The organism is Amycolatopsis ultiminotia, from assembly GCF_039536925.1.
Lineage (GTDB): Bacteria > Actinomycetota > Actinomycetes > Mycobacteriales > Pseudonocardiaceae > Amycolatopsis > Amycolatopsis ultiminotia.
In genome coordinates, this window is record NZ_BAAAZN010000009.1 from 85,498 (window position 1) to 110,163 (window position 24,666).

22 protein-coding genes and 1 pseudogene are annotated in these 24,666 nt (G+C 70.8%); 12 read left to right on the forward strand and 11 right to left on the reverse strand.

The genetic code is table 11. The annotated features are described in order from the left end of the window. Positions 1-101: 101 nt before the first annotated feature. Positions 102-962, forward strand: coding sequence for a DUF72 domain-containing protein (locus tag ABD793_RS21450; protein WP_344863102.1), 861 nt, complete (start codon positions 102-104; stop codon positions 960-962). A 1,143-nt stretch (positions 963-2,105) separates the two neighbouring features. Here the strand turns inward: ABD793_RS21450 and ABD793_RS21455 are convergent. Continuing rightward, the gene (locus ABD793_RS21455; protein WP_344862648.1) at positions 2,106-4,874 is read right to left on the reverse strand and encodes an AfsR/SARP family transcriptional regulator; all 2,769 of its coding nucleotides are present in this window, start codon (positions 4,872-4,874) and stop codon (positions 2,106-2,108) included. A 75-nt stretch (positions 4,875-4,949) separates the two neighbouring features. Between ABD793_RS21455 and ABD793_RS21460 the strand changes: the two genes are divergently transcribed. Further along, positions 4,950-5,903, forward strand: coding sequence for an o-succinylbenzoate synthase (locus tag ABD793_RS21460; protein WP_344862650.1), 954 nt, complete (start codon positions 4,950-4,952; stop codon positions 5,901-5,903). On the opposite strand, the gene ABD793_RS21465 is transcribed toward ABD793_RS21460, so the two are convergent. Continuing rightward, positions 5,881-6,660, reverse strand: coding sequence for a transporter substrate-binding domain-containing protein (locus ABD793_RS21465; RefSeq protein WP_344862652.1), 780 nt, complete (start codon positions 6,658-6,660; stop codon positions 5,881-5,883). The genes ABD793_RS21460 and ABD793_RS21465 overlap by 23 nt on opposite strands. 132 nt (positions 6,661-6,792) lie before the next feature. Here ABD793_RS21465 and ABD793_RS21470 point away from each other — a divergent pair, with 132 nt between their 5' ends. Next, positions 6,793-7,008, forward strand: a complete 216-nt coding sequence (locus ABD793_RS21470) for a PspC domain-containing protein (RefSeq protein ID WP_344862654.1) — start codon at positions 6,793-6,795, stop codon at positions 7,006-7,008. A gap of 76 nt (positions 7,009-7,084) precedes the next feature. Next, a complete protein-coding gene (locus ABD793_RS21475; RefSeq protein ID WP_344862656.1) occupies positions 7,085-7,411 on the forward strand; it encodes a hypothetical protein in 327 nt (108 codons plus the stop codon). A gap of 69 nt (positions 7,412-7,480) precedes the next feature. Here ABD793_RS21475 and groL read toward each other — a convergent pair whose 3' ends face one another. The 6 genes and pseudogenes from groL to ABD793_RS21505 form a co-directional block, all read right to left on the reverse strand. Beyond that, positions 7,481-9,109 (reverse strand): chaperonin GroEL, encoded by a 1,629-nt coding sequence (groL, locus tag ABD793_RS21480; RefSeq protein ID WP_344862658.1) that lies wholly within the window; start codon positions 9,107-9,109, stop codon positions 7,481-7,483. Further along, a complete protein-coding gene (locus ABD793_RS21485; RefSeq protein ID WP_344862660.1) occupies positions 9,097-10,506 on the reverse strand; it encodes a glycosyltransferase 87 family protein in 1,410 nt (469 codons plus the stop codon). Before ABD793_RS21485 ends, groL begins: the two co-directional genes overlap by 13 nt. 819 nt (positions 10,507-11,325) lie before the next feature. Beyond that, positions 11,326-12,546, reverse strand: a pseudogene (locus tag ABD793_RS42750) (protein kinase domain-containing protein); the annotation flags it as partial. A gap of 68 nt (positions 12,547-12,614) precedes the next feature. Then, positions 12,615-12,821 carry a cold-shock protein gene (locus ABD793_RS21495; protein ID WP_204093028.1) on the reverse strand — a complete coding sequence of 69 codons (207 nt, stop codon included), beginning with the start codon at positions 12,819-12,821 and terminating at the stop codon, positions 12,615-12,617. Positions 12,822-12,926: 105 nt separating this feature from the next. After that, positions 12,927-13,541: an AIM24 family protein gene (locus ABD793_RS21500; RefSeq protein ID WP_344862670.1), complete on the reverse strand. Its 615-nt coding sequence runs from the start codon at positions 13,539-13,541 to the stop codon at positions 12,927-12,929. Position 13,542: 1 nt separating this feature from the next. Beyond that, positions 13,543-13,695 (reverse strand): hypothetical protein, encoded by a 153-nt coding sequence (locus ABD793_RS21505; protein WP_344862674.1) that lies wholly within the window; start codon positions 13,693-13,695, stop codon positions 13,543-13,545. Between the two features lie 75 nt (positions 13,696-13,770). On the opposite strand from ABD793_RS21505, the gene moeA reads away from it, so the two are divergent. The 4 genes from moeA (at position 13,771) to pssA (ending at position 17,461) form a co-directional block, all read left to right on the forward strand. Beyond that, the gene (moeA, locus tag ABD793_RS21510; RefSeq protein WP_344862676.1) at positions 13,771-14,964 is read left to right on the forward strand and encodes a molybdopterin molybdotransferase MoeA; all 1,194 of its coding nucleotides are present in this window, start codon (positions 13,771-13,773) and stop codon (positions 14,962-14,964) included. 36 nt (positions 14,965-15,000) lie between these two features. Further along, entirely contained in the window at positions 15,001-15,291 is a 291-nt protein-coding gene (locus ABD793_RS21515; RefSeq protein WP_344862678.1) for a GlsB/YeaQ/YmgE family stress response membrane protein, read from the forward strand. Between the two features lie 470 nt (positions 15,292-15,761). After that, positions 15,762-16,475, forward strand: coding sequence for a phosphatidylserine decarboxylase (locus tag ABD793_RS21520; protein ID WP_344862680.1), 714 nt, complete (start codon positions 15,762-15,764; stop codon positions 16,473-16,475). Positions 16,476-16,477: 2 nt separating this feature from the next. After that, positions 16,478-17,461 carry a CDP-diacylglycerol--serine O-phosphatidyltransferase gene (pssA, locus tag ABD793_RS21525; RefSeq protein ID WP_344862682.1) on the forward strand — a complete coding sequence of 328 codons (984 nt, stop codon included), beginning with the start codon at positions 16,478-16,480 and terminating at the stop codon, positions 17,459-17,461. A 4-nt stretch (positions 17,462-17,465) separates the two neighbouring features. Here the strand turns inward: pssA and ABD793_RS21530 are convergent, their stop codons facing one another. Further along, positions 17,466-18,110, reverse strand: coding sequence for a TetR/AcrR family transcriptional regulator C-terminal domain-containing protein (locus ABD793_RS21530; RefSeq protein WP_344862684.1), 645 nt, complete (start codon positions 18,108-18,110; stop codon positions 17,466-17,468). 36 nt (positions 18,111-18,146) lie between these two features. Between ABD793_RS21530 and ABD793_RS21535 the strand changes: the two genes are divergently transcribed. The 3 genes from ABD793_RS21535 to ABD793_RS21545 all read left to right on the forward strand — a co-directional run bounded on the left by ABD793_RS21535 (position 18,147) and on the right by ABD793_RS21545 (position 22,489). Beyond that, positions 18,147-19,514, forward strand: a complete 1,368-nt coding sequence (locus tag ABD793_RS21535; protein WP_344862686.1) for an amidase — start codon at positions 18,147-18,149, stop codon at positions 19,512-19,514. A gap of 66 nt (positions 19,515-19,580) precedes the next feature. Continuing rightward, a complete protein-coding gene (locus ABD793_RS21540) occupies positions 19,581-20,195 on the forward strand; it encodes a nitroreductase family protein (protein WP_344862688.1) in 615 nt (204 codons plus the stop codon). 5 nt (positions 20,196-20,200) lie between these two features. Then, positions 20,201-22,489 carry an AAA family ATPase gene (locus tag ABD793_RS21545; protein ID WP_344862690.1) on the forward strand — a complete coding sequence of 763 codons (2,289 nt, stop codon included), beginning with the start codon at positions 20,201-20,203 and terminating at the stop codon, positions 22,487-22,489. Between the two features lie 139 nt (positions 22,490-22,628). On the opposite strand, the gene ABD793_RS21550 is transcribed toward ABD793_RS21545, so the two are convergent. Both ABD793_RS21550 and ABD793_RS21555 read right to left on the reverse strand, forming a co-directional pair. Continuing rightward, positions 22,629-23,291 (reverse strand): LytR C-terminal domain-containing protein, encoded by a 663-nt coding sequence (locus tag ABD793_RS21550; protein WP_344862692.1) that lies wholly within the window; start codon positions 23,289-23,291, stop codon positions 22,629-22,631. Then, positions 23,288-23,596: a DUF3263 domain-containing protein gene (locus ABD793_RS21555; protein WP_344863104.1), complete on the reverse strand. Its 309-nt coding sequence runs from the start codon at positions 23,594-23,596 to the stop codon at positions 23,288-23,290. The genes ABD793_RS21550 and ABD793_RS21555 overlap by 4 nt, the downstream gene beginning before the upstream one ends. A 140-nt stretch (positions 23,597-23,736) precedes the next feature. Here ABD793_RS21555 and ABD793_RS21560 point away from each other — a divergent pair, with 140 nt between their 5' ends. Beyond that, on the forward strand, positions 23,737-24,303 hold the full coding sequence (locus ABD793_RS21560) for a peptide deformylase (RefSeq protein WP_344862694.1): 567 nt from the start codon (positions 23,737-23,739) through the stop codon (positions 24,301-24,303). Positions 24,304-24,666 lie beyond the last annotated feature (363 nt).

Below are 24,666 nucleotides of genomic sequence, written 5' to 3' on the forward strand. Positions count from 1 at the left end.
TGGGACAGCCGTCCCGGGCGCTGGTGCGGCTGTCCCGGAAACGACCACGCGGCCGCGTTTACCGCAACCATCCACGCGGGAAAACCCAACGGGGAAAGGCGGTGGTTGCGATCTCGGACATCCGCGTGGGGACATCCGGCTGGCGATACCCGCCGTGGCGGAGGCAGTTCTACCCCGAAGGCCTGGCACAACGGCGCGAGCTCGAGTACCTGTCGCGGCGGATGAACGCGGTCGAGATCAACGGATCGTTCTACTCGTTGCAGACGCCGGGCCGCTACCGCGCGTGGCAGGACGAGACGCCGGCCGGATTCCTGTTCGCAGTCAAGGGCGGACGGTTCATCACGCACCTCAAGCAGTTGCGTGATGTCGAAACCGCGCTGGCGAACTTCTACGCCTCCGGCGTGCTCGCGCTCGGGGCCAAACTCGGTCCGTTCCTGTGGCAGCTGCCGCCGCGGCTGGCTTTCGACCCGGACCGGGTCGCCACGTTTCTCGCCCAGCTGCCACGAACCACCACCGAGGCCGCGGCGCTCGGCGCTAAACACGACGGCAAACTGAAAGACACCGCGTTCCTCGACGCCGCACCGGAACGCCCGATCCGGCACGCCCTCGAAGTGCGGCATCCGAGCTTCACCACACACGAAGCACTCGCGATGCTCCGTGCGTACCGGATCGCACTCGTCACCGCCGACACCGCCGGCAAGTGGCCCTACCGGGAGGACCAGACAACGGATTTCAGTTACGTCCGGCTACACGGCGACGCCGAGCTGTATGCCAGCGGATACTCCGAGTCCGCGTTACGCACCTGGGCCACGAAGATCACCGAATGGCACGACCACGGCCACCGCGACGTGCATGTCTACTTCGACAACGACATCAAGGTCGAAGCACCACGCAACGCGATCGCGCTCGCCCGGCTGCTCGGCCTCCCCACCTACGAAGGGAGCCGCCCCAACGCACAGTGAGCGCACAGTGAGCGGACTCCGGTTAGCTGGACCCCAGGGGTGCAGGTGGTCTGCCTGCCGTCTCTGGGGGTCGGCACGCAGATCACCGCCCCCCATGCCACGCCGGACACCCCACCGCTGCAGCAGTGCCGATCGCTTCGACCAGGCCGGATCGCCGCTCGCTCGCCGCACCCATCACCTCGGCAACCGGTGCGGTCAGGCCCCGACCACGGCCAGTGACCTGTACCCGTCGGGATCCCGCGGCACAGCACCGGCGTCCGGCAGGATCCATCGGCACGGCGTCCAGCGGGATCCCTCGGCACAGTACGAGACCCCTCGGGATCTCTCGGCACAACACGGAGCCGGTCGCTGTCCGGTGACGTAGCACGAGGCCCCTCGGGATCCGTCGGCACAGCGCGGAGTCCGGCCGGATCCGTCGATGGCCGCACACCCGGATCGGCGAGCGAGGTGTGGGGCGTGCCCGAGGTGTGCTGCGAGCCGCGCGTGGAGCGGAACCCGTGCCATGGCCGAGAGACCTGAGTCCTGGCTCATCGATCGGCGTCCTGGCCGATCACTGTGCTCCTGGCCGATCAGCCCGCTTCTTAGCGAATCGAGTCGCCTCCTGGCCAGCCAGTCCGCTTCGGAGGGCTTGGGCTTGGGCTTGGGCTTGGGCTTGGGCTTGGGCTTGGGCTTGGGCTTGGGCTTGGGCTTGGGGGGATCGTGCCGGAGGCTGGTTGCCGGTGCATGGCCATTGTGGGGCCGGTGGATTCTCGGCGGTCGGTGGTGCTGGCTGGGCGGTCGGCCTTCTTGAGTGGGCCGGTGTGTGGCGTCCTTGTGCTGGCAAGTACCTGGCGTGCCGGACGGGCGTCGGCCAGTGTCGGACGGCCACGCCGGACCAGCGCCAGGCCGGTAAACCGGACGAGCGCTGGGCGACAAAACCCAACAAGCGCCAAGGCGGCAAGCCAGACGAGCACCACGCCGCCAAGCCGAGCGAGCACCCGGCGACAAAGCCCAACGAGCACCACGCCGCCAAACCGAACGAGCACCCGGCGACAAAGCCCAACGAGCACCACACCGCCAAACCGAACGAGCACCGCGCCGGCAAATCAGAGGGCACTCGGCGGCCAAGCCCAACAAGCACCAGGGTGGCAAGCCGGGCGGTGGTTAGCCGCCCACCAGGGTGGCCAGTTTCGCTCGTACTGTGTCGGCGTCCGGGTGGGCCAGGGTGGTCAGCAGGCGTACTGCTCGCAGCCAGCAGTCTCGGGCGGCGGCTGGGCGGCCTTGGCTCAGGTGCGCGCTGCCCAGATCCGAGAGCACGTCCGCGGCCTCGTATTCCTCGCCCATCGCGAAGAACATGTCCACTGCTTCGGACATGCATTCGATGCCCTCCGTGTGGCGGCCCAGGCCCAGCAGTGCCCTGGCGCGGGTCGACAGGGCGAACCGGCCGAGGCTCGGGTCGGTGGGCGGGGACAACGACAGCGCCTCGTCGGCCAAGGACAGCGCCTGCGGGTAATCGCCCATTGTGGTGCACAAATCGCCCAGCGCGCGCAATACGTTGGCTTCGAAGCCGCACAGTCGCAGTTCGCGGGCGATTTCCAGGGCACGCAACCCGTGCCGGTACGCGGCCGGGAAGTCCGCCAGGTCCTGCGCGGTCATCGCCAGGTTGTACCTTGCCCGCGCCTCACCCCTCAGCGAGCCGAGTTCCTGTTGCACGGCAAGGGCTTTCTCCAGGTGACGACGGGCAGCGACGTAGTCGCGCACCACCCCCTCGATCACGCCCAGTCCATTGAGGATTCCCGCCTCGCCCGCGCGGTCACCGGAATTCCGGGTCGCCTGCAGCGCCACCTCGTACACCGCGCGCCACTCGTCGATCCGGCCACGACCGGCGAAATAGGTCAACAGCAACCACGCCAGTTTCCAGCAGTGGGCGTACTGCCGGATCCGGAAGGACCACTGCACCACCGAAATCAGGTTTGCGTGCTCCCGGAGGAACCAGGCCAATCCCTCGTGGTAGCCGGAGAATTCCAGACCGCCACCGAGACTCGCGAGCTCCAGGGTTTCGTAGAACCGGTCCGGCCGCATCGCCTGTGAGGCATTCCGCGCGGTCGCCAAGTACCAGTCGAGCAGCAGTTCGCAGGCGCCGGCACGCATCTGCACACTGTCCACTTGATACGACAGTTCGCCGGCATACGCCTGGATCAAATCGTGGAACCGGTACAGTCCCGGCTCCGGCTGCGCCAGCAGATGTGCGGAAACAAGTGCGTCCAGCGCGGCCCGGGTTTCCTCCTCGTCCCGGCCGGCCAGCGCGACGGCGGTGGCCACACTGAATTCCGGCATCATCGGCAATCCGAGCAGCCGCAGCAGCCGACCGGCCGGAGCCGGCAGCGCGCGGTAGGAATACGAGAACACCGCGCGAATGTTCGTCTCCTCGCCGTCGCCGAGGTCGAACGTGCCGAGACGGCCTGCCTCCTCCGGGAGCGCGGCAACGAACTCGGCAAGCGGGAGGTCCGGGAACTGCGCGGCGCGAACCGCGAGAATCCGGATCGCCAGCGGCAGTCCGCCGCAGTAACGCACAAAACGTTCCGTCGCGGCCGGATCCGCCTCCACCCGTTCGACCCCGATCGTCGACGCGAGCAGCTCGACGGCCTCGTCGTTGTCCAATTCAGACAGTGCGACACGGCGGACATCGTGGGTGGCAGCGAGCCCCCGCAGCTGCCACCGGCTGGTGACCACGACCAGACACCCCGGCCCCGGCACGAGCGGACGTAGCTGGTCCGAACTGCTCGCGTTGTCCAGTACCACGATCAGCCCCCTGCCCGCGGTGTGCGTCCGCCAGGTGGCCGCCCGTTCGGCAAGGCCGGGCGGGATCTGGTCGCAGGGCACGCCGAGCGCGACGAGCATCGTCTCCAGTGCGGCAAGCGGGTCCAGCGGGTCGCCCGGTCCGGCACCGCGCAGGTCCAGGAACACCTGGCCACCGGGGAACCGATCCGCAATCTGGTGTGCGAAGTGCACGGACAAGCTCGTTTTCCCTTGTCCACCAAGACCTTCCACCGAAGCGATCGGCGTGCACGTGCTGTCGTCGAGTGCTTCGGGCACCAGCGCGCGCAACGATTTGAGCGCACCGGACCGGCCGGCGAACGCACGCAGATCGGGCGGAAGCTGGTGCGGCACCCGCGGTTCGACCGTCGTGCGGTACCGCGCCGGATCGTCCCCGCCCAGCACCAGCCGGTGTGCACGCTGCAGTCCGGCGCCGGGGTCGAGCCCCAGTTCCTCGGCCAGCACACCGCTGATCCGCCGGTAGGTCTCCAGTGCCTCGGCCTGCCGCCCGGCGCGGAACAACGCGAGCATCAGCTGCTCGTGCGGCCGTTCCCGGAGCGGGTGTTCCTCGATGAGCCGCCCGAGTTCGGGCACGATCGTCTCGTATTCGCCGACCGTGAGCAGCGATTCGGCCCACAACTCGCGCACCCGGGTGCGCTCCTCCGCGAGCCGGCCCGCCTCTTCCCGGTGCAGCGCCTCCGATTCGACGTTCTGCAGTGCCGGCCCGCGCCATTCGGACAGCGCAGCCTCGAACAACGCCGCCGCCCGCCGGTGTTCGCCGCGCTCGGCGGCCGCACCGCCGCGGCCGGCGTACTTCCGGAACCGCAGCAGATCCACCGCGTCTTCGTCGACCTCCAGCAGATAACCGCCACGCTCGGTGCGGATCGTCCCGCCATCGCCGAGTGCCCGGCGCAACCGGAGCACGTAGGTCTGCAACGCGCCCTTGGACCGGCGCTGATCGTCGTCCCACAGCCAGTGGCCGAGCAGGTCGACCGACACCAGCCGGTTGGCCCGCAGCAGGAGCCCGGTGAGCACGATCAGCGGGCGGCTGCCGCCGAGCGGCACCACCTGGCCCCCGGCCAGCACCTCGGCCGGGCCGAGCACCCGGAAGTCCATCCGTTCCATTGTGAATGTCCGACGGCCCGGATGGCACCCGGGTTCCACTCACCGGTGGTGGCATGATCGACCGATATGCAGGTCTACGCGCTGCCGTTGCACAACCGGTTCCGGGATATCACCGTCCGTGAAGGCGTATTGCTCCATGGGTCCGTTGGATGGGGTGAATTCTGCCCGTTCGCCGATTACTCAGACGGGGAAAGCGTGCCTTGGCTCGCGGCCGCCCTCGAAGCGAGCGAAGAGGGCTGGCCTGCCCCCGTCCGGGACCGGGTCGAGGTGAACACGACGGTCCCGATCGTGCCGCCGGAACGGGCGCACGAGCTGGTCCACAGGTCGGGCTGCCGCACGGCGAAGGTGAAGGTCGCCGACCGCCGCGCCACGCTCGCCGAGGACTGCGCACGGCTGGAAGCGGTCCGCGACGCGCTCGGGCCGTCCGGCGCGATCCGCGTGGACGCCAACGCGGCCTGGGACGTGGACACCGCGGTGCGCGCGCTGGCCGAGCTGGACCGGGCGGCCGACGGGCTGGAATACGCCGAACAGCCCTGCCCCACCGTCGAAGACCTCGCCGCCGTCCGGCGCCGGGTGTCCGTGCGCATCGCGGCCGACGAATCGATCCGGCGTGCCGAGGACCCGTTGAAGGTCGCCGTCGCCGGGGCCGCCGACGTCGCCGTGCTCAAGGTCGCGCCGTTGGGCGGGGTGCGCCGCGCACTGGAGGTCGCCGAGGCGTGCGGGCTGCCGTGCGTGGTGTCCTCCGCAGTGGAGACGAGTGTGGGCCTTGCCGCCGGGCTGGCTCTCGCGGGTGCCCTACCCGAACTGGACTTCGCCTGCGGGCTGGGCACGATGTCGTTGCTGCGCGGAGACGTCAGCACGCGCACGCTGTCTCCTGTGGACGGTTACCTTCCGGTGCTGCGGCAGGCACCGGAACCGGATGCGTTCGCGCAGTTCGCCGCTGCCGACGAGGTGCAGCAGGTGTGGCAGGACCGGCTGGCACGAGTGCGGGCGGAACTCAGCCGAACCAGCGCCGGCTGACCGCGGAGTACGTCCCGTCGGCGCGGATCGCCCGCAGCCACCCGTTCACGCAGCCGAGGAGTTGCCCCGGGTCCCGCGGCAGCAGGTAGGCCTTCTCGTCGTCGGTGAACGGACGGTCCGGGTGCACCGCGCACAGCTGCGGGTGCTGCCGGGACTGCCAGCGCGTCTCGGACGCGTCGGTGATCATCAGGTCCGCCCGGCCGTCGATCAGTTCACCGAAGATGGTGTTGTTGTCCGGATACCGCACCACGGTGGCGTGCCGCAGCTGCGTGCGCACGAACTTTTCGTTGGTACCGCCGGGATTCACCACCACTCGCACGTCCGGCCGGTCGATCTGCGCCGTCGTCTCGAACCGGGCGACGTCCGGGCAGCGCGTGATCGGGGTCTTGCCGTCGCGCTGGTACGCCGTGCTGTAGGTGGCGAGCCGGGCGCGTTCGGCGGTCACCGAGATGCCGCCCATCGCGAGGTCGCAGCGGCTCCCGACGTCGGTGGCGAGACGGGCCCAGGTGGTCCGGACCAGGGCGAGCCGGACGCCGAGCCGGCGGGCGAGATCACCGGCGAGGTCGATGTCGATGCCGCTCCAGCGTCCGGCCGGGTCGAGATAGCTGAACGGCCGGTAGTCCCCGGTGCTGCACACCTGCAGCTCGCCGCGGGCGAGCACGGTGCCGAGCCTGCCGGCATCGGCACTTCCCGACGCCGACGCCGGAGCGAGCCCCAGCACGGCCAGCAGCACGACGACGAACGCGACGATCTTCACCAGGGCATCCTCCCCGCGTCCGGGCCCCGGCCCAAGGGCCATCCCGGGGATGTCTCAGGGTTGCCGCACCAGGGCCTTCTCCGGGCCGTTCCCGGATGTGGCGGGGGTGCCGGGCGGCGCACCATGGTCGGCATGACGAACAGCACGGAGATCCCGCAGACCAAGAAGCTCCACCGCAGCCGTACCGACCGGATGCTCACCGGGGTCTGCGGCGGCTGGGCCGACTACCTCGGCGTGGACCCGGCGATGGTCCGCATCGCCACGGTCGCCGCCACGGTGCTTTCGGCCGGGGTGATGATCCCGGTCTACGTCGCCGCTGTCTTCCTGACGCCCGAAACCGGGGCCTGATCCGGCCGGGCCCGGACGCGGAGGGGGCGTCCGGGCCCGGCGGAACGCGAGCCCGGCGCGCGGCGTCCCACCGGGCATGTTTCTGCAGCCACCGCCCGACCCGACGCGCACGGCGCGGATCGTGGTCTGCCTGTTCGGCGGGCTGCTGACCCTCGCGGCCGGGTGGCTGTCGCTGCTGTTGCTGGGGTTCAGCGCAATGTGCACCGATGACGGGGATCCGGGCGATTGTGCCGGCGTCGTCGCGCTGTCGGCGAGCCCGATCGGGGCGGTGCTGCCGACGGCGGTGGCCGCGATGGTGCTGGTGTTCCGCACGCGGCGACCCGCAGTGGCCTGGGGAGGGGGACTCGGGCTGCTCGCGGTGGGGGTGCTGGTGACCGCGCTCGTGTTCGGCGTGGCGCACTGACCCCCGGAAACGGGCGAAGCCCGGTCCACCGAGTGGTGGGCCGGGCTTCGCCGGGTAGTGCAGCCGAACTCAGAAGTCCATGCCACCCATGCCGCCGGACGGGTCGGCCGGGGCCGCAGCGGCCTTCTCCGGCTTGTCCGCCACAACTGCCTCGGTGGTCAGGAACAGCGCCGCGATGGATGCGGCGTTCTGCAGCGCGGAACGGGTGACCTTCGTCGGGTCCGGCACGCCGGCCGCGAGCAGGTCCTCGTACTCGCCGGTGGCGGCGTTGAGGCCGTGGCCCTGCGGGAGGGACTTGACCTTCTCCGCCACGACGCCGCCTTCGAGGCCGGCGTTGATCGCGATCTGCTTGAGCGGAGCCTCGACGGCGACCTTGACGATGTTGGCGCCAGTGGCCTCGTCACCGGTCAGCTTCAGGCCCGCGAACGCAACCTCGGCAGCCTGGATCAGGGCCACGCCACCACCGGCGACGATGCCCTCTTCCACGGCGGCCTTGGCGTTGCGCACCGCGTCCTCGATGCGGTGCTTGCGCTCCTTGAGCTCGACCTCGGTCGCGGCACCGGCCTTGATGACGGCAACGCCGCCGGCCAGCTTCGCGAGCCGCTCCTGCAGCTTCTCCCGGTCGTAGTCGGAGTCCGAGTTCTCGATCTCCGCGCGGATCTGGTTGACCCGACCCTGGATCTGGTCGGCGTCACCGGCACCCTCGACGATCGTGGTCTCGTCCCGGGTGATCACGGCCTTGCGGGCGCGGCCGAGCAGCGCCAGGTCCGCGTTCTCCAGCTTGAGGCCGACGTCCTCCGAGATGACCTGGCCACCGGTCAGGATCGCGATGTCCTGCAGGATGGCCTTGCGGCGGTCACCGAAGCCCGGCGCCTTGACGGCGACGGACTTGAAGGTGCCGCGGATCTTGTTGACGACCAGGGTGGCCAGCGCCTCGCCCTCGACGTCCTCGGCGATGATCAGCAGCGGCTTGCCGGACTGGATGACCTTCTCCAGCAGCGGCAGGACGTCCTTGACGTTGGAGATCTTGGAACCGAACAGCAGGACGTAGGGGTCCTCCAGCTCGGCTTCCTGACGCTCCGGGTCGGTCACGAAGTAACCGGAGACGTAGCCCTTGTCGAAGCGCATGCCCTCGGTGAGCTCGAGCTCCAGGCCGAAGGTGTTCGACTCCTCGACGGTGACGACGCCTTCCTTGCCGACCTTGTCCAGCGCCTCGGCGATCAGCTCGCCGATGGTGCGGTCCGCGGCCGAGATCGAGGCGGTAGCAGCGATCTGCTCCTTGGTCTCGATCTGCACGGCAGCCTTGTGCAGCTGCTCGGTGATGGCCTCGACGGCCGACTCGATGCCCCGCTTGAGGCCGATCGGGTCGGCACCGGCGGCGACGTTGCGCAGGCCCTCGCGCACGAGCGCCTGGGCAAGCACGGTGGCGGTGGTGGTGCCGTCACCCGCGACGTCGTCGGTCTTCTTGGCAACTTCCTTGACGAGCTCGGCCCCGATCTTCTCCCAGGGGTCCTCGAGCTCGATCTCCTTGGCGATGGAGACACCGTCGTTGGTGATCGTCGGCGCGCCCCACTTCTTTTCGAGCACGACGTTCCGGCCCCGCGGGCCGAGGGTCACCTTGACGGCTTCGGCGAGGGTGTTCAAGCCGCGCTCAAGACCGCGGCGGGCGTCCTCGTCGAACGCGATCAGTTTGGCCATTGCGGTGTGGTCCTCCGGTATTGGGCGCTACCGCCGCGCATGCTTCTGAATGTCTCAGCAGCAGCGGCGGCAGCAGGACTCTTGCAGGTGGCCAGGCTCGGTGCCCGCGACGGACGACCGACCCGATGGGCCAGCCTCACCGTCCCGACCTTCAGGCGGACGGTCGGTGACCGCCTGCCTGGCACTCGACGGCGTCGAGTGCCAATGCCGTGTTTAGCACTCCCACGGGGAGAGTGCAAGAAGGCCAGGTCAGCTCGTCCGATCAGCTGCCACACCAAGAGCACCAGTGCGGCCAGCATGGCCAGGGCGAGCAGCCGGAACGGAACCACCTCGCTCGTGTTCTGCCGAGCCTGGGGGTCGGCGAGGAACGGCAGGTAGGAGAACGCGGACGCGAACTGCACCAGCACCGGCACCGGCCACAGCCGGCGCGGGAGGTGGAACGCGGCGACCACGGACAGCACATCGGCGAGGTAGAAGTACCGCTCGTGCATGGCCGGCAGGCAGAACGGCACCAGCACGGCGAACACGGCGCCGAGCAGCACGACCCTGGTGGTGGTCAGCCGCGCCCGGGTGACCACCGCGTACAGGACCAGCGCGGCGACCAGTTCGGCGGTGATCAGGACGGCGATGTCCCGCACCGCGGCGAGGTGGCTGCTGAAGTCGAAGAGCTGGTAGACGTTCGCCGCGTTCAGCGTCAGCTGCGAGTATTCGCCGACCTGGTCGAAGTAGACCGACAGCAGTTGCGCCGGACCGGCGCCGGCCAGCAGCGCGGGCACGTCCAGGACCACCACGACCACCGGGATCGCCAGCAGCGCCCGCCACGGCACCCGGCGGCACAGCACCAGCACCAGCAGTACCGGCAACAGGAAGACGATCTGCAGCTTGAACGCCAGCGCCAGCCCGAAGAACACACCGGAGAGCCAGGGCCGTGATCGCAGTGCGAAGTAGAGACCGCCAAGGCCGAACGCGGTGTAGATCGAGTCGCACTGGCCCCACACCGCGCCGTTCATGACGACGCTCGGCAGCAGCCCGACCACCGCGGCCGCGGCGAACGCGGGCAGGCCGCGCGGGTACTTCAGCGCCACCAGCTTGTACACGAAGACGATCAGCAGCAGGTCGCCGAGCACGGAGATGGTCTTGATCCCGGCGAGCACCGGCACCGGCAGGTAGGTGAGCAGGGCGACCAGGTAGAGGTAGGGCACGTTGTAGTCGGCGAACCGGTAGCGCAGCGCGGAGAAGCCACCGTTGGCCCGGATGAAGTCGTACCACTGGCTGAAGAACGCCCGGTAGTCACCGGACTGGAAGCCGTACCACTGCACCCGGATCACCACGGCCAGCGCGAAGGCCACTGCGAGGGGAATCAGTGCCGGGGTCGGGCGGAAGCTCGGGGAAGTCACTCCACGATCCGAGCGTGCACGCCCCAACGCGAGCTGTGCGCACCCTATGCGGAAGCTGGGAATCCGCGCCGGGATCGGTCAGCGGCTCGGTTGGATCGGGATCGACGAAGGCGGCGGCTGCAACGAGGACGACGGCCCGGCCGGCTTGGAACCACCCGGCCCGACCGGGATGTTCGGCGCGGTCGAAGTGGGCGTGCCGCCGCTGCCCCCGTCGTCGTTCCCGCCGAAGAGCAGGATCCCGCCGACCACCAGCCCGGCCACCACCACGACCCCGAGCACGATCCACAGCCACTTGAGCCCGCCGCCCTTGGCCGCGGGCTGGAACGCCCCCGCCCCGGCAACCGGCGACGGCGGACGTACCCGCATCGGCTCGCCGTACCCCTGGTTCGGGTTCTGGCTCTGGCCGGTGTGCTGGTTCGGGCCGGGACCTTGGTTCGGGTAGCCGGGCGGCGGTCCCGGTGGCACCTGTCCCGGCTGCCCGGGGTAGCCGTACCCGGCAGGCGCACCTGCCGGATAGCCGCCGGGATAGCCGGGCGAGTTCTGCGGAGCGGGATAACCGGGACCGGGCGGAGCACCGTAACCACCGGGGACGCCGGGCTGGCCCTGGTTGCCGGGCTGGCCTGGATTTCCGGGCTGGGTCACGTTGCCGGGCGGAGTGAGGTTGCCGGGCTGACCTGGGTTGCCCGGCTGGACGGGCGGGCCGGCCTGCTGGGGGTTGCCCGGATTACCCGGCTGGCCGGGGTTTCCGTAGAACGGGGATTGAACGGGGTTTCCCGCATTGCCCGGTTGGCCCGGCTGGGCGGGCTGGGTCAGGTTTGCGGGCTGGCCCTGGGCCGGACTGCCGGGTTGGCCGGGGTTGCCGTAGCCGCCGGGGGTGCCCGGACCAGCCGGGGCGCCCGGACCGCCGGGGTTGCCCGGTCCGGTCGGGTTGCCTGCGGGGGCACCGTAGCCGCCGGGGGTGCCTTGGCCGGGTGCGGCGCCTGCGGCCCAAGTGCCGGGCGGCACACCTGGGGCACCCGGCACGCCCGGCGCGACCGGACTGCCCGGCGCGTCCAGGGCACCTGGACTGCCCGGCGCGCCTGGGGCGCCCGGAATGCCTGGGGCTCCCTGGCCGCTGCTGGGCTGGGCTGGGTGGGTGCTCGCGGTGTCGCCGGGGCCGTTCGGTCCGGCGGGGCCCGGTGGGGTGTCGGACGTGGCCAACGGGCCGAGGGACACCCGGGCCGCTTCGATCATGGCCACGCAGTTCGGGTAGCGGTCGGCCGGGCTCTTGGCCATGCCCTTGCGGATGACCTCGTCCACGGCGGGCGGCAGGGCGACCACACGGGACACCGAGGGCGGTTCGCCGCTGAGGTGACCCTTGATGACCGTCGGCACGTCGCCGCGGAACGGCGGGTTTCCGGTGAGGCACGCGAAGAGCACGCAGGTCAGCGCGTACTGGTCGGTGCGCCCGTCGAGGGGTTCGCCGCGCAGGTGCTCGGGGGCGGCGTAAGTGGGCGAGCCGAGGAAGTCGCCACCGCGGGTGCGGTGGCCGGTGGCGCCACGGCGGGTCAGGCCGAAGTCCGCGACGTACACGTGCTCACGGGATGTCTCACGGCTGGTGACCAGCACGTTGGCCGGTTTCACATCGAGGTGCACCAGGCCGTGGTTGTGCAGGGTGTCGAGTGCGTCGGCGACCTGGTCGAGCAGGGTCAGCGCGCGGGCCGGGCCGATCGGGCCGGCGGAGATCAGGCCGGCGAGATCGCCCCCGTCGACCATCCGCATGGCGATGTACAGCATCCCGTCGAGCTCGCCGAAGTCGTACAGCGGCACGACGTTGGCGTGGTCGATCGCGGAGGTGTTGCGGGCCTCGTCGACGAACCGTTCGCGGAACTCCGCGTCCGTGCCGAGGTGGTCGCCGATGACTTTCAGTGCCACCTTGCGGCCCAGCCGCACGTCGGTGGCCTGGTAGGTCACCGACATACCGCCCTTGCCGAGCACCGTGTCGATCCGGTAATTGCCCAGCCGCCGACCGGTGAGGTCCCCCGACGCATCGCCTGTCACGCAGCGCAGCTTAACGCCCCGGTATCCGCTGTCACTGGCGGTTCGCCCAAGTGGTCAGCAGGGCTGCCTCAGGACACCTTGCGGACGTCCGCGGCCTGGCTGCGGCCGTCGCGTCCGGATTGGACCTCGAACTCCACCCGATCGCCTTCGTCGAGTGTGCGGAATCCCTCGGCCTGGATTGCCGAATAGTGGACGAACACGTCCGGCCCTTCGGCGGATTCAATGAACCCGTAACCCTTTTCCGAGTTGAACCACTTGACGGTGCCGACAGCCACGGCGCCCTCCCTCGGGACAACGGCCCGCACCCCTTGACCAGTGCGGAAGTGCGGTTCACGCTACCGGAATCAGCGCACTCGGCAATGGGTAATCGGCAGAATCCGCTACCCGCGCGAGACCCGCCGGTTGCGTGCCTGCACGAGAACGGTGCCGGGGCCGGCGAAATCGAGCACCAGTCCTTCTCCGGTGCGCAACGATTGCGGTCCGCTCGGATCGATCGCGCGCAACCGGCACTGCAGGGTGTCCGGATAGGCCAGCACGTAGTCCGGCCGCACGGTCACCAGCTCGCGCGGGGACAACTCGAACGAGTCCACCGGACCGGGTGCGGTCAGCACGAGCGATCCGGTGCCGCTGTAGTGCTCGAGGAAGCCGGCATCCGCACCGAAAAGCTGCTGCAGCGGTGCCCAGGTCTGGTCGCGGCGTACCGAACCGGGCCGGGCGAGTACCGCGTCACGGTGCACCGACCAGCCGATCCCGCCGGTCAGTTCGAGCGGGTAGACGTCGCCGGGACCGAGTGGCGCCAGGTCCACCCAGCCGCCGCCGGCCGGCGCGGTGAACACCGACCGGCCGGACTTGCGCCCGCCGCGCTCCGGATTGGATTCGACCACCCCGAAGCTGCTCGCCAGCATCGTCTCGGTGGCCGACTGCACCGCCTCACCCGGCGCCAGCATGACCCTGGCCACGCCGAACCCCGGCGTGTGTCTCGTGTGGACTCGCATGTCAGCGCGCGAGCAGTGCCGCGGCGGCCCGGCTCAGCGGCGACGACGGAGTGCGCACCCGGCTCGTGGCCGGCTCGGTCTGCGCGGCTTGCCCTGGTCCGGATCCGAGGCTGGCAATGGCGAACGACGGCTGCTGCCGAACCTGGATGTGCATGCGTTTTCTCCTGGCGCTCCCCGACTGTGCCGGGAGAGTCTTGCACGAGCGGGTGAGACGGGCAGGATGGTCCGGGTGATCTCCGTCGACGCTTACCGTGCGATCGTGACCGACCTGATCGGCCACGCATCGATCACCGCTGTTCCGCTCGCCGAAGCCGCCGGGCTCGTGCTGGCCCGCGACGTGCCCGCCGGAGTGGCGCTGCCCCCGTTCGACAACTCGGCGATGGACGGTTACGCCGTGCGCGCGGCCGATGTCGCCGGGGCGCCGGTGACCCTGCCGGTCGCCGACGACATCCCGGCCGGGCGGGTGGACGTCGCGCCGCTGGAACCGGGCACGGCGCACCGGATCATGACCGGCGCCCCGCTGCCACCGGGAGCGGACGCGGTGGTCATGGTGGAGAAGACCGACGGCGGGACCACCGACGTCCGGATCGACCACCGCGCGACCGCGGGCGACCACGTGCGGCGTACCGGCGAGGACGTCCGGAAGGGCACCGTCGCACTGCACGCGGGCACCGTGCTCGGGCATTCCCAGCTGGGGCTCGCCGCGGCGGTCGGACTGGCCGAGGTGGTCGTGTACCGGCCGCTGTCGGTGCTCGTCGTGTCCACCGGCACCGAACTCGTCACCGCGCCGGATCCGTTGCGGTACGGGCAGATCTACGAATCCAACAGCGTGATGCTCGCCGCCGCGCTGCGTGGTCTCGGCTGCCGGGTGCAGGTGGTGCGCAGTGTGGTCGACGACGTCGAGGAGTTCCGCAAGATCGTCGAGCCGAAGCTGGCCGAGTCCGATCTGCTGGTCACCTCCGGCGGCGTGTCCGCCGGCGCGTACGAGGTGGTCAAGGACGCGCTGACCGCACACGGCGTGGAGTTCCGGAAGATCGCCATGCAGCCGGGCGGCCCGCAGGGCTGCGGCCGGTGGAACGGCGTCCCGGTGGTGACGCTGCCGGGCAATCCGGTGAGCGTGCTGGTGTCGTTCGAGGCGTTCCTGCGCCCGGCGCTGCTCGCCGCGATGGGCCACACCGCGCTCGAACGCCGCCAGGTCCGCGCGCGGCTCACCGAGGACATGCCCTCGCCGGAAGGCCGCAGGCAGTACCGGCGTGGCTTCTACACCCAGGCCGACGGCGAGGTGACCGGCATCGTCGGCCCGCGCGGCGGGCCCGGCTCGCATCTGCTCGCGGCGTTCACCCAGGCCAACTGCCTGATCGTGCTGCCGGAGGAGGTGACCTCGGCGGCCGAGGGCGCCGAGGTCGACGTCCTGCTCCTGTAGCCCGGCCGGGCACGGCGGGGGCGATAAACTCGGTCCATGGGCATCATCCTGTGGATCGTTTTCGGCGCGCTGGTCGGCTGGCTCGCGAACCTCGTGGTCGGCGGTCCGCAGCGGCGCAGGCAGGGTTGCCTGGTCAGCGTCCTGGTCGGGGTGCTCGGCGCGGCGCTCGGCGGATTCATCTACCGGCTGGCCACCGGCGAACAGCAGCACTTCGACTTCGATTTCCCGAGCTTCGGCGTCGCGATCCTCGGCGCGATCGTGCTGCTGCTGGTGTTGCGGCTGGTCAGCGCGATCGGCGACGGCCATCGCGATCGTGACCGCCGGTGATGGCCGGAAAACGGACTGTCATAACCAGCGAAAACGAGCTAGACTGATCAGTTCCGCGCCCGGGTGCGTGCATCGTCGGGGGACGCATGCACCCGGGCGGTTTCACGAACGAGCCGCGTGCCGTGCTGTGTCTCCACCAGCCTCGGCACGGGTACCGAAGCAATGCCCTTCGCCCGGCACACCAGCAGGGCGAGCGGACCGGGTACCGCCATCGTTTCCTCGTCCGATCGGCCCGGGGCACCGGCCCCGAGCGGCGTCGACTACCGGGCGTTATCGCAGTGTTCGACGCGTCGTGACCGGATGGTGGCCGCGGCGACCCCCGGTGCGGCAACCCTTGCCTGGCCCCGGCGCCCGCGGTGGCCAGGGGCGGGCGGGTTCGCCCGCCGACGGGCGGTAGCGTGGTGACGCCCCAATCGGACGCGTCTGCCGTCCCCTCCCACCGACCGAAACGAACAGCGGGGAACCGACCCATGAGCGGCCAGTCCACCGGCAATCCCCTCGCACACGCCGTCCAGCTCGCTCGCGAGACCGTCCCGCCGATGCACCCCGCGGGACGCCCGTTCGTCTTCGGCGGACTGGCTGCGACGCTGCTGCTGCGCCGGCTGTGGAAGCCGCTCGGGGTGGCCGGTGCACTCACCACGGCCGCCACCGCGGCGTTCTTCCGCGAGCCGAAGCGCGTGCCGCCGGCGCGGGAGAACGTGGCGGTCGCGTCCGCGGACGGGCTCGTTTCGCTGATCGAAGCGGCCGTGCCGCCGCCGGAGCTCGGCCTGCCCGCACAGCCGCGGATGCGGGTGAGCGTGTTCCTGTCCGTCTTCGACGTGCACGTCCAGCGCACGCCCGCGACCGGCGTGGTCGAGCGGGTGGCCTACCGGCCCGGCAAGTTCCTCTCCGCCGACCTGGACAAGGCGAGCGAGGACAACGAACGCAACTCCGTGCTCCTGCGCACCGCCGACGGCCACGAGCTCGTCGTCGTGCAGATCGCCGGCCTGGTCGCGCGCCGGATCCGGTGCGACGTCCGCGAAGGCGAGAAGGTGCCGGCCGGACAGACCTACGGCATCATCCGGTTCGGCTCGCGGGTCGACCTCTACCTGCCGCCGGGCAGCCGGGTACTGGTGTCGAAGGGCCAGCGCACGGTCGGCGGGGAGACCGTGCTCGCCGAACTACCCCCGCTGGGAGAAGGCTGACCATGGTCCGCGTGACCACCCCGAGCATCCGGCTGCTGCCGAACGCCATCACCGTGCTCGCGCTGTGCGCCGGGCTGTCGGCGGTGCAGTTCGCACTCACCGGCAACTACGCGATGGCGATCGGCTCGATCGGCATCGCCGCGGTGCTCGACAGCCTCGACGGCCGCATCGCCCGGCTGCTCGACGCCACGTCGAAGATGGGCGCCGAACTCGACTCGCTCTCCGACAGCATCTCCTTCGGGGTGTCCCCCGCGCTCGTGCTGTACGTGTGGCAATCACACGGTGACCGGATCGGCTGGATCGCGTCGCTGATCTTCGCGGTCTGCATGATCCTGCGGCTGGCCCGGTTCAACACCCTGCTCGACGACACCGATCAGCCGCCGTACGCCTCGGAGTTCTTCGTCGGCGTGCCCGCGCCCGCCGGCGGGCTGGTCGCGATGCTGCCACTGATCTTCACCCTGCAGTGGGGCGAGGGCTGGTGGTCGCAGCAGTACGTGGTGCTGGCCTGGACGATCGCAGTCGCCGTGCTGCTGATCAGCCGCATCCCGACGTTGTCGCTCAAGACCGTGAAGGTGCCGGCGAAGGCGATCGCCCCGCTGCTGGTCGGCGTCGGGCTGCTGGCCGCGGCGATCATCCAGTTCCCGCTGGTGGCGCTCGCCGCCGCGCTCGTGCTGTACCTGCTGCACATCCCGTACGCGGTGTACCGCAACCGCTGGCTCGCCGCGCATCCCGAAGCCTGGACCGTGCCGCCGCGGGAGCGCCGGGCGCTCCGGCGCGCACGCAGTCACCGCCGGCTGCGACTCCGCCCGGCGTCCCGGCGGGTCGCGGGTGCGGCGATGCGCGCAGTCCGGCTGCCGCGTTCCAACAACGACCTGGTGCGCACCCGAACAGTGCGCGAGCGGGACCACAGCAGCGCCGCACCCACGACGTCCGGCCCCGGTCAGCGGCGGCGCAGCTGGCGGCGGATCGGCATTCGCCGCCGGTAGCGGTTCAGCGCGCGAGTTCCGCGCGCAGGCCGGTCAGCAGCAGGTCCAGCTGGGTTTCCAGGTCGTGCCGGCAGTCCGCCTGCACCAGCGCGGGCAGCACCCGGGACAGATGCGGCAGCTCGGCCGGAATCGTCATCCGCCGGAACCAGTCGTCGACGTGCTCGGCGCGGTCCGCAGGCACCCCGGTCACCCCGATCGTCTCGGCGAGCGCCGCGCCGAAGATCAACCCCATCAGCGAACGGTAGACGCGCACCGTGGCCGGTTCGTCCAGCCCCGCCTCCAACAGCGCACCGAGCAGGCCGTCGATCACCCGCAACGCACCCGGTGACCGCGGGTTCGCCTCCGCGGCCACCAGCGTGCGCAGCACCGCGGGATGTCCGGTGAACGCGAGGTGGCACGCCTCGGCGAACCGCCGGACCCGCGTCTCCCACGGTTGCGCGGGATCGGGCAGCGGTACCGATTCGAAGACCCTCGCGGCCAGTCCGTCGAGCAGGTCGCCCTTGTTCTTCACGTGGTTGTAGAGCGACATCGCCTCCACCCCCAGCTCCGCCGCCAGCTTGCGCATGGACAGCGCGGACACGCCGTGGGTGTCGACGAACCCGAGTGCCGCGTCGAGCACCTTCTCGCGGCTCAGCGTTTCCCTGGCCATCACCGGAGCTTACGCCGTAAGTGCTAGCGTCCGGCCATGGACTCAGTTGATCTTGTGTGGCTCGACGCGACCGAGCTGGCCCACCTCGTGACCACCGGCGAGGTCACCGCGGTCGAGGTGGTCCGGGCCCACCTCGACCGGATCGACTCCGTCGGTGACCGGACCAACGCGTTCGTCACGGTCCTCGGCGAACAGGCACTGGCCGAGGCACGCGATCCGCGGCCGGGCCCGCTCAGCGGTGTGCCGTTCACGATCAAGGACGCGTTCGACACCGCGGGCGTGCGCACGACCCGCGGTTCTGCACTGTTCACCGATTACCGGCCCGAACGCGACGCGGTGGCGGTGACCCGGCTGCGCGACGCGGGCGGGATCCCGCTCGGCAAGACGAACCTGCCGGAACTGGCCGTGTGGACCGAGACCGACAACCTGGTCACCGGCCGGACCCGGAACCCGTACGACCCCGACCGCACGCCGGGCGGGTCGAGCGGCGGCGAATCCGCGGCGATCGCCTCCGGGTTGTCCCCGCTCGGGCTGGGCAGCGACCTCGCCATCTCGCTGCGCGGGCCGGCGCACGACACCGGGGTCACCGCCCTCAAGCCGACGCACGGGCGGGTGCCGTGCACCGGGCACTTCTCCGAAGTGCTGCTGCGCTGGTGGCACGTCGGCCCGATGGCCCGCAGCGTGCGCGACCTGCGTCTGGCGCTGTCGTTGCTGGAGGGCCCGGACGGCGCCGATCCGTACGCGATCGCGGTACCCGGCGCCCGTCCGGCCGCCCGGCCGCGGATCGGCTGGACCACCGACGCGTTCGGCCCGATCGACCCGGAGGTCGCAGCCACCGTCGCGGCGGCCGCGACCGCGTTGACGGACCTCGGCTTCGACGTCGAGCAGGTCGAGCTGCCCTGGCTGGCCAAACAGGACTACGGGGAACTCGCCACCCCGTTGCTGCTCGCCGAAACACAGCCGTACCTGCGCAAGCTCGCCGTGGGACGGGAGGACGAGCTGCACGCGTCGACCGCGATCACGCTGGCCCTTCCCGAAACGACGCTCGCCGACTACGTCGCCGCCGAACAGGGTGCCGAACAGCTGCGGTCCTCGTTCGCCGGCTGGTTCGGCAGCTACGACGTGCTGCTCTGCCCCGTGGTGCCGTTCCCGGCTCCCCCGCACGCACTGCCCGGTTACCTGGTGGACGGCGTCGAGGTGCCCGCGTCCGGCGTCGTGCGCGCGACCGTGCCGTTCAACCTGACCGGACTGCCCGCGATCTCCCTCCCGTTCGGCGCGACCACGACCGGCCTGCCGATCGGGGTCCAGCTGGCCGGCCGCTGGTGGGCGGACCACGACCTGCTCGACGTGGCCGCACGCCTGGAGACGGTCAGCCCGGTACGCGGACGGCGGCCGTCGTTCTGACGATCTGGCCGGGCTGGTACTTACGACGTACGCTTACGCCGTAAGTACCAGCCCGGGAGGTTCACCGTGGACGCGCTCACCCTGCTCACCACCACCCGTTCCGTCCGGCGCAAGCTCGACCTCGAACGCCCGGTCCCGCGTGCCGTCCTCGAGGACTGCCTGCGCATCGCGCAGCAGGCACCCGCGGCCGGCACCATGCTCACCGCGCAGCGCTGGATCGTCGTACTGGATCCCTTGCTGCGCAAGGAAATTGCCGCGATCGTGCGCGAGTCCGCGCACGCGGTGTGGCAGCGGTACGCACCGCAGACGGACAACCGGATCTTCGCCTCCGGCCGTTACCTCGTCGACCATCTCGACCGGGTACCCGCCTTGCTGATCCCCTGCCTGCCGGGGCGGCCACCCACCAGGCTCGTCGAGCAGACGTCGTACTTCGGCTCGATCTACCCGTCGATCTGGAGCTTCCAGCTGGCCTTGCGCACGCACGGGCTGGCGAGTTCGCTGTGCAGCTACCACCTCGCCGACCGGGAGGAAGACGTCGCACGGCTGCTCGGGATCCCCGCGGACGTCACGCAGATCGGGTTACTCGCGGTGGGGTACTCCACCCAGCAGGAGTTCTCCCCCGCGGCGCGGCCACCCGTACCGGAGATTCTGTCGTACGACGCATGGGGCTGGATAAGGTGAACCGGGTGAGCGACCCGCAGATCACCCTGACCGTCCGGCACACGCCGTCCGCGCTCGACTCCCGACGAGGGGTGGTGCGGTTGCACCCGGAGGTGCTCGACGCGCTGGGCCTGCGTGCCTGGGACGTCGTGCACCTCACCGGCGCCAGGCGCAGTGCCGCGCTCGCCGCGCCCGCCGAGGAGGCGAGCACCCCCGGTGTGGTGCTCGCCGACGACGTGACGATGTCCAACCTCGGAATCACCGAAGGCGGGGAGGTCGTGGTCACCCCCGCCGAGGTCACGGCGGCGCGGACGGTCACCGTTTCCGGATCACGGCTCGCCGCCGCCTCGGTGCCGCCGCAGACGTTGCGGCTCGCGCTCACCGGCAAGGTGCTCACCCGCGGCGACGCGGTCTCCCTGCTGCCGCAGGACCTTTCCCCCGCACCGGGCTCCGACGTCGCCGCCGTGCGGGGACAGCTCTCCCGCGTGATCGGGACGACCTGGACCAACGAGCTGCTCACCGTCACCGCAACCGAACCGGACGACGCAGTGGTCGTCGGGCCGTCCACAGTGGTCAGCTGGCGGGACGGCGCGCGCACCGGCGAACCGGCAGGCACGCAGCAGCCACCGGTGCGCACTGCGACCGCGCTGGTGCGCAGCACCGCGGTGACCGCGGCCGAGGACTACCTCGAAGCGGAAATCGTCGAGGAAGTGGTCACCGGGGCCGGTGAAGAAGAGCCGGTGCCGCCGGTCGCCGATCTGGTGGGCGCCGAGGGCACCGCACGCAAGCTCGCCGAGTGGTTCGACCTGGCTTTCCACCGCCGTGACCTGCTGGCGCGACTAGGCACATCAGCACAGCTTGGCGTCCTGCTGTCCGGGCCGGAGGGCGTCGGCAAGGCGACGCTCGTACGGTCGGTCGCGAAGGCCGAGAAGGTCCGGGTGGTCACGTTGACCGCACCGAACATCGCGGTACTGGAACCGGGTGCCGCGCACGGCCGGCTGCGCGAGGCGATCGAGCTTGCCGCCGAAGGGGACGGCCCCGGCGTGCTGCTGATCAACGACATCGACGCACTGCTGCCCGCCACCCAGCCACCGCCGGTGGCCACGGTGGTGCTGGAGGAACTGCGGGGCGCGCTGCGCCGTTCCGGACTGGCGGTGGTGGCCACGACGGCGCGTGCCGAGGCCGCCGACCCCAGGTTGCGCGCCACCGATCTGCTCGACCGCGAGCTGAGCCTGCCGCTGCCCGACGCCAGGACCCGGGTGCAGCTGCTGCGCGTCCTGTTGCGGGACGTCCCGGTGGAACCCGCTGCCGACCTGGGCGTGCTCGCCGAACGGACGCCCGGATTCGTGGCCGCCGATCTGCTCGCCCTGCGCCGGGATGCGGCGCTGCGGGCCGCGTTGCGCCAGCGGGACGTCGACGAACCCCGGATTTCCCAGCAGGACCTGCTCGACGCGCTCGCCACCGTACGGCCGATCTCGTTGTCCACTTCGGACAACCTGGCCACCGGCGGGCTCACCCTCGACGACGTCGGCAACATGACGTCGGTGAAGGAAGCACTGACCGAGACGGTGCTCTGGCCGCTGCGCTACCCCGATTCGTTCGCCCGGCTCGGCGTCGAACCACCCCGCGGGGTGCTGCTCTACGGTCCGCCCGGCGGCGGCAAGACGTTCCTGGTCCGGGCGCTGGCCGGGGCCGGCGCGCTGAACGTGTTCGCGATCAAGGGCGCCGAACTGCTGGACAAGTGGGTCGGCGAGTCCGAACGCGCGGTGCGGGACCTCTTCCGCCGCGCCGCCGAGGCCGCGCCCGCGCTGATCTTCCTCGACGAGATCGACGCACTGGCACCGCGCCGTGGCCAGTCGTCCGACTCCGGCGTGGCCGACCGGGTGGTGGCCGCGCTGCTCACCGAACTCGACGGCGTGGAGCCGATGCGCGAGGTGGTCGTGCTCGGCGCGACAAACCGGCCGGAGCTGGTCGACCCCGCCCTGCTGCGGCCGGGCAGGCTCGAACGGCGGATCTACGTGCCACCACCGGACGCGGAATCCCGCGTGGCCATCCTCTCCGCAACCGCGAAACACACCCCGCTGGCGTCCGATGTGGACCTGCCCGCGGTCGCCGAAGCGCTGGAGGGGTATTCGGCCGCGGACTGTGCGGCCCTGATCCGGGAAGCGGCCCTCACCGCAATGCGCGAGTCACTGGAAGCACGCGAGGTCACCGCCGCACATCTGGAGCGGGCCCGTTCGGTCGTGCGGCCTTCGCTGGACCCGACGCAACTGGCCGAACTGGCCGCGTACGCACAAGCCCAGCAGGAGCGGTAAACCGCCGCAGGCCCGGCGCATCGGCGGCGGGGCCACTCGGCCGCCGGTTCCCGGCCCACCCGCGCCGGCTCCGGCCTGTGTTCGGTCCGGCGGGCTCGGCAGCGCCGCGGTGGGTTGTCGTCTGAAGGCCGGAGCCGGGTCAGCTGCCCTTGTGGCTCTGGTAGTCCTTGGTGATGATCACGATGACGCCGGGGCTGGAGTTGGCGATGCCCTCGAACCGTGGCTGGGCGTCGAAGCCGAACTCGCCGGCCAGTTGCCTGGCCGCGGCCTCCTCGTCGGTGCCGGGCCGGAAGTAGGCGGTGGTCTTCGGGATCACGCCGTCGGAGTAGTTGCCGACCTCGGCCACGTTCCAGCCCGCGCCACGGAAGTCGCCGGCGGCCTGTTCGGCGAGGTGCTTGACCAGCGAGTTGTTGTAGACCCGCAGGGTGACCCACTTGTTCGAGGCCTGCTGGTCGTTGCCCGGCGCGCCGCCGGGCCGACCGGGCTGACCTGCCGGACCCGATCCGGGGGGTGCCTGGCCCGGAGCGGTGGAAGCGGGCGAGGACGGGGCGGACGAGGACGGCGACGCCGGGGCCGAGGACGAGGGCGGTGCGGACGAGGACGAACCCGGCGCCGGGCCGGAGGTCGATCCGCCGGGCGCGGACGGCGCACCCGAGGTGGCCGGGCCCGCGTTGTCGTTGTCGTCGGATCCGGAGGTGTTGAGCACGCTCACGCCGCCGATCACCGCGGCGACCACGGCGACCCCGATCAGTGCGACGCCCGCAGCACGCAGCGGCCGGGACAGTCCCGAGAAGAAGCTCATGACAGTTCGATCCCCAGCCGCCGTGCGCCCCGTTTGCGCTGCCGTGCCGCGCGGGTCTTGCGCAGCCGCTTCACCAGCATCGGGTCGGCAGCCACCGCCTCCGGCTTCGCCAGCAGCGTGTTGAGCAGCTGGTAGTAGCGGGTCGAGGACAGTGCGAACCGTTCCCGGATGGCGTTCTCCTTCGCACCGGCGTGCCGCCACCACTGCCGCTCGAACGCGAGGATGTCCAGCTCACGCTCGGTCAGTCCACCCACGGTGTCCGGCCGCGACGGCTGGTCCTCCGCCATCGACTCCGCGGCGTCCATGCGGTCCTCGCAATCGGTCTCGGCTGTCGCTTCCGCGGGCGTCATTCAACCACGGAACCCATGCTCGACATGGGTATCCGGCACGGCGCGTCACGGTCGGTTCCAGGTGTAGCAGAAGGGTCCGACTAAACTCGCCGCCCGTGACCGTCCACCCCATCCGCATCGCCGGCGATCCCGTGCTGCACCACCCGACGCGGGAGATCACCGAGTTCGACGACGAGTTGCGCACGCTCGCCGAGGACATGTTCGAGACCATGTACGAGGCCGACGGCGTGGGCCTCGCGGCCAACCAGATCGGCCTCGACCTGCGCGTGTTCGTGTACGACTGCCCGGATGACGAGGGCGTGCAGCACCGCGGCGTCGTGGTCAACCCGAAGCTGACGACCTCGGAGATCCCGGAGACCATGCCGGACCCGGACGACGACTGGGAGGGCTGCCTGTCCGCCCCCGGCGAGTCGTACCCGACCGGTCGCGCGAGCTGGGCCAAGGTGACCGGCTTCGACGTGCACGGTGCCCCGATCGAGGTCGAGGGCACCGGCTACTTCGCCCGCTGCCTCCAGCACGAGACCGACCACCTGGACGGGTACATCTACCTCGACCGCCTGGTCGGCAGGCACGCGCGCGCGGCGAAGAAAATGCTCAAACGCAACAAGTGGGGCACGCCGGGCCTGAGCTGGCTGCCGCCGAAGACCCCCGCGGACGCCTGACCGGTCCGCGGCCGCACCGCACCCACTGGCGGCCACACCCCACTGGCGGCCACACCCCGTTGGCGGCCACACCGCACCCGTCCACAACTACACCCCGTTGGCGGCCGCACCGCACCCGTCCACGACTGCACCCGTTCACGGCCGCTTGGACCGTTTGCGGCCGTCGGATCCGTTCGCGGCCACTCGGACGACCACGGGTGCTCGTGCGGCACTCGAAGTACCCGTACCGAGCGCGAACGTCGCATTCCGCGCAGTCCATCCACGGTGCTCTGTCCACTGAGGACGAAACTTTCGTTGCCCGCGGACGTATCCGGCACGAGTGCGCGCGGCACCTGTGCCCGTCGATCCCCGCCACTGGCCTGG

Bases quoted from the DNA above. Each gene is read 5' to 3' on its own strand.
- ABD793_RS21530 (WP_344862684.1), bottom strand. From the start codon at position 18,110: ATGGCCAGGGAAACGCTGAGCCGCGAGAAGGTGCTCGACGCGGCACTC.
- ABD793_RS21520 (WP_344862680.1), top strand. From the start codon at position 15,762: ATGAGCGGCCAGTCCACCGGCAATCCCCTCGCACACGCCGTCCAGCTC.
- ABD793_RS21470 (WP_344862654.1), top strand. From the start codon at position 6,793: ATGACGAACAGCACGGAGATCCCGCAGACCAAGAAGCTCCACCGCAGC.
- ABD793_RS21460 (WP_344862650.1), top strand. From the start codon at position 4,950: ATGCAGGTCTACGCGCTGCCGTTGCACAACCGGTTCCGGGATATCACC.
- ABD793_RS21455 (WP_344862648.1), bottom strand. From the start codon at position 4,874: ATGGACTTCCGGGTGCTCGGCCCGGCCGAGGTGCTGGCCGGGGGCCAG.
- ABD793_RS21475 (WP_344862656.1), top strand. From the start codon at position 7,085: ATGTTTCTGCAGCCACCGCCCGACCCGACGCGCACGGCGCGGATCGTG.
- ABD793_RS21535 (WP_344862686.1), top strand. From the start codon at position 18,147: ATGGACTCAGTTGATCTTGTGTGGCTCGACGCGACCGAGCTGGCCCAC.
- groL (WP_344862658.1), bottom strand. From the start codon at position 9,109: ATGGCCAAACTGATCGCGTTCGACGAGGACGCCCGCCGCGGTCTTGAG.
- ABD793_RS21505 (WP_344862674.1), bottom strand. From the start codon at position 13,695: ATGCACATCCAGGTTCGGCAGCAGCCGTCGTTCGCCATTGCCAGCCTC.
- ABD793_RS21550 (WP_344862692.1), bottom strand. From the start codon at position 23,291: ATGAGCTTCTTCTCGGGACTGTCCCGGCCGCTGCGTGCTGCGGGCGTC.
- ABD793_RS21555 (WP_344863104.1), bottom strand. From the start codon at position 23,596: ATGGACGCCGCGGAGTCGATGGCGGAGGACCAGCCGTCGCGGCCGGAC.
- ABD793_RS21515 (WP_344862678.1), top strand. From the start codon at position 15,001: ATGGGCATCATCCTGTGGATCGTTTTCGGCGCGCTGGTCGGCTGGCTC.
- ABD793_RS21500 (WP_344862670.1), bottom strand. From the start codon at position 13,541: ATGCGAGTCCACACGAGACACACGCCGGGGTTCGGCGTGGCCAGGGTC.
- pssA (WP_344862682.1), top strand. From the start codon at position 16,478: ATGGTCCGCGTGACCACCCCGAGCATCCGGCTGCTGCCGAACGCCATC.